General features: G+C 40.1%; 4 protein-coding genes. All 4 read right to left on the bottom strand.

Annotation, left to right across the window (positions count from 1 at the left end; translation table 11 throughout):
• Positions 1-64: 64 nt before the first annotated feature.
• Positions 65-1,306, bottom strand: coding sequence for an amidohydrolase family protein (locus GQR46_RS16880; protein ID WP_165741626.1), 1,242 nt, complete (start codon positions 1,304-1,306; stop codon positions 65-67).
• A 12-nt stretch (positions 1,307-1,318) separates the two neighbouring features.
• The gene (locus GQR46_RS16875) at positions 1,319-2,701 is read right to left on the bottom strand and encodes an amidohydrolase (protein WP_165741623.1); all 1,383 of its coding nucleotides are present in this window, start codon (positions 2,699-2,701) and stop codon (positions 1,319-1,321) included.
• Positions 2,702-2,801: 100 nt separating this feature from the next.
• Complete coding sequence (locus GQR46_RS16870) at positions 2,802-3,587, bottom strand: hypothetical protein (protein ID WP_024590332.1); 786 nt, start codon at positions 3,585-3,587, stop codon at positions 2,802-2,804.
• A 124-nt stretch (positions 3,588-3,711) separates the two neighbouring features.
• A partial coding sequence (locus GQR46_RS16865; protein WP_165741622.1) for a DUF445 domain-containing protein occupies positions 3,712-4,201 on the bottom strand: 490 nt, incomplete at its 5' end.

Raw genomic sequence — 4,201 nt, 5'->3', positions numbered from 1 at the left:
CTATTTTATAAATAACGGCCTTTAAAATAATCAAATTTATTTAATTAATTATTTAGTATATTAATTACTTGGTATATGCACGTGGCATTTGTGAATCTGTCGTATAACGGTCACGCAGTTTATCTTGGCGAGATTGTGTAGACACTTCAACGCCATTAATAAACATTTTATTCACGTGGCTGCTGAGTTCAAACGGGTCATTACTCCACATTACTACATCAGCAGCTTTACCTACTTCAAGGCTACCTGCATTAATACCAAATACATCAGCAACGTTTGATGTAACCGCTTTTAACGCACCTTCTTGGCTCATACCATACGATACTGCATTACCAGCATCAAAACGCAGCTGGTAAATGTTGTGACTTGCATCACCACCTACCGTTAATAATACTTTAACGCCTGCTTTTTCTAGCAAACCTGCATTATCTAAACTCGCATGAAGCGAATCAAAACTTGCTGGTAAGCTGTCCATTGCACTAATAATTACTGGGATATTTGCTTTAGCAACGCGCTCTTTAACTACAACAGCGTCTTGTGCGCCGTTAAGTACTAAGTTAATACCAAATTGCTCTTTTACTTTAATAAGCTCAATAATATCAGCCGCACGCGATACGCCAACCACTAATGGCATTTCGCCACTGAGGACTTTTGCCATTACTTTGTCTTCAGTACTTGGCTTGTCGTCATCTTTTTTAGCTTTTTTACCGGCTTTAGTTTTGTGCTCATCAAGTTTATTAATAAGTGTTTGCAAAGTAAAAGCACGAGAACCTTTACTGCACTCACCTAAGTAAACAATTAAAGCCGCTTGTTTTTGCATGTTGCTGTCAAAACTACCACTTAAATCAACAACACTAGCAAGGCCCGAAAAAATACTATCGCCACCATGAGGAGTAATTACATCGCGTGTTACGCCGCCCTTGCGAGCGTAAGGAATTAAGCTCGAATGTGCGTTGTAAGCAAGGCTTACGTCAAAATCAATACCTGCTTTTTCCTCGCCTGCATCGCGAGAGCCCGCAACGGCACTTACTTCAACTAAACCAAGCTGGTTAATACTTGCAATAAAGCCCGGAGTTACAATTTGACCTTTTGCATCAATAATTTCATCGGCTTTAATTTCAGTTGGGTTAATCGCTGTGATTTTACCATCTGTCATTACAATGCTTGCCGCTTCTAATACACCTTGATCTGATGACGTATGCAATGTTGCATTAATAATTGCTAGCGATTGTGCGCTTACAGCACCAGATGCTAATAATCCTGCAGCAACCAGAGAAAGCGAAAACGAACGTGATAAATTTTTCATTCTGGGTGCTCCTTATTGTTGACCTAACATAAAATCACTTGTTGCTTGATACGCGCTGTCGTTTCTATCGTAAACTTTTGCACCATCAACAAACACTTGTTCAGCTTTAGCATAAACACTAAATGGGCTTTGATTCCAAATAACTACATCGCCCTGTTTACCGGCTTCTAGTGAACCTGTTTTGTCATCAATACCAAGTGATTTAGCCGCGTTAGCCGTGATCCATTTAATAGCGTGCTGCTCAGAAATATCAAAACCATTTTCGTTAGCACGGTACATAACCTTGCCCGCTTCTTGGTTTAAGCGCTGAATTGTTGTATCTGAATCTGAGTGAACAACCGCACATGAATTTTTAACCGCATCAACAATCGCTACGTTTTCTTGAACCATGTCGTAGGCTTCCATTTTAAAGCCCCACCAGTCTGGCCAAAGTGCAGCACACGAGCCATTCTCAGCAAGTAGGTCAGCAATTTTATATGCTTCTACACCGTGATGGAACGTACCCGCGTCGTAATTAAACTCTTTTGAAAGGTCAATCATCATTGCCATTTCTTCGGCTTTATAACAATGATTATGAATACGTACTTCACCTTCAAGCACACCACGCAGCGTATCGTGTTTAATGTCACGTACTGGTGCTTCTGGGTTTAAACCTGCTTCATAATCGGCATCGTATTTATCCCACGCACGTTTGTACTCAGCGGCTTCAGCCCACGCCATACGATAACCAGCCATATTACCCATACGAGTTGAAGGCAATACACCTTGACGACCATAAACACGTTTAGGGTTTTCACCACACGCCATTTTTAAACCATACGGCGCCTCTGGAAATTTCATGCCTTGCATAGTGTGTGCAGGGACGTTTTTAAGCGTAACGCCGCGTCCACCAAATAAGTTAGCTGAGCCTGGTAAAATTTGTAGAGAAGTAATGCCGCCTTCGCGAGCACGGTTAAAGCCTGGATCTTGTGGCCACACAGAATGCTCAACCCACACTTCAGCAGTGTTAGGGCTGGTCATTTCGTTACCATCTTGATGCGACTCAACCGACGGGCTTGGGTAGGCACCTAAATGCGAATGAACGTCAATAATACCCGGTGTTACCCATTTGCCTTGTGCATCAATTGTAATATCAGCAGTAGCAGTTAAGTCTTTACCAACTTGTTGTACTTTGCCATCAACAAGTAATACGTCAGCATCTTCTAAACGCTCACCAGTACCGGTAAGTACTGTTGCATTTGTAATAAGTGTGCTTGATGTAGCAACGGGTTGATAAGTGCTTGGGTAAGGATTTTTGTTGATTGTTATTTTATCGTCTTGCGGGCCGTTTTCTTGGCAACCTACAAGTGCAGCAGCTAAGCCAACTGCTAATAAAGAAGGTGCAAATTTTTGCATGTTGTTTGGATCTCCTGTTTTTTTGCTACTTTAGCGAAAGCTAAGGAATAAAGCCAAAAAAACAGGTGAAAACGCAGTTAATTAAGATGAATATCTGTAATTATTTCTTTATATAATTGTTATACAACTTTTCAAGCGCACCTTCGGTTGTAAGCGATGGATCTTTACTAATAAAGTGCTTAACCGTACGCGTTACAAAATCAGAGTTTTGCTTATGTAACTTAGAAAAGTCTTTAATAATTGTATTACCATCTTTAGCCGCAGTTACTTTGTCATGGCGGTGACGATACTGGCTCAATGCTTTATTAAAATCGCCTTGGTAGTCTTCAACCAATATTTTATAAAAGTCACTTTTTTGTACGTTTAAGTCATTAATGCAGTAATTTAACGCCTCTTTAAAGTCGGTAAATATCATGCCTTCTACATCAAATTCTTTCGTTTTTTCGCGTACAGCGACTTTGGCATCTTCTGTGGCATAGCTAAAACCAGTAAACGCTAAACGCTCAGCCGCTTCTTTTCCTAATTTCATACCCGCTTGAATACTATGCGCAAACTCATCGCTCATGTCGCCAAGTTCGTTTTCTTCCCACATGTTATAAACACGCAGTGGTTTTGCATATTTAGTGGCAAGCTTTTTTTTCATTTTAGTAAAGCGCTCATCTATCGTCATCAACCTTTCGTTATGTAAAAGTGCGTGGCACTCATAACAAGCCGCAATAGATATAAAGTCAGCCTCTTCACCTAAATCAACAATGCTTTGTAGCATATGCAGCGGCGGACAATGGTCGCGCTCTGTCGCTTCACAGCCACAATAAAAACACTGGTTAAAATGCTGCTGATCGCAAGCGTATGCTTGCTGATAATAACTGGCTAACGTTTTGCTCACTGGTGCTCCTAAAAAAACACGACAAAATTATGGGGGCGATAATAACAGCCTGAAAAAATAAGTCAGCCGCAAAAAAGCATTTAATTTAATTATTTTACAGATATCACTTAACACAAAACAGCGCTTAAATAAGCGCTGCAATTAAACCAAATAAACCACCAAACACACCACCCCACACAACAAGCCAGCCTAAGTGCTCGCGGATCATGGTTTGAATAATCTCTTTAACCATTTTTGGGGTAAGCTCATCTAAGCGCTCATCAACTAGTTTAAGCACTGTTTTATGTAAGCTCTCTGCGCTATTACCTTGTGAAAGTGTTTGGGTAACTAATACTTTAAAGTCGTCAGTTTGAGAAATTTCACCAAGTGAGTGTTGCATTTTTTCAATAAATTTTTCGCGCATTGGCTCTATTGCCGCTGTGCCACCAAACATACCCAACATGCTACCAAACTGTGACTCTTCAATAACGACAAGTAAATTGTCGAACGCAGGGTTTAAATCAAAATTACTAATTATTGGTTCAAAGTCGATATTTGGCTGCGCTTTATTGAGTAAATTATTAATTTTTTGCTCTGAAAAAAACTCCGTTAATATTAAATTACGAATTGCTACT

It is taken from the genome of Pseudoalteromonas sp. Z1A6 (assembly GCF_011378745.1).
Classification (GTDB): domain Bacteria; phylum Pseudomonadota; class Gammaproteobacteria; order Enterobacterales; family Alteromonadaceae; genus Pseudoalteromonas; species Pseudoalteromonas arctica.
Note: the sequence above shows the minus strand (reverse complement) of the source record. Positions and strands in the feature narration are given on the sequence as shown.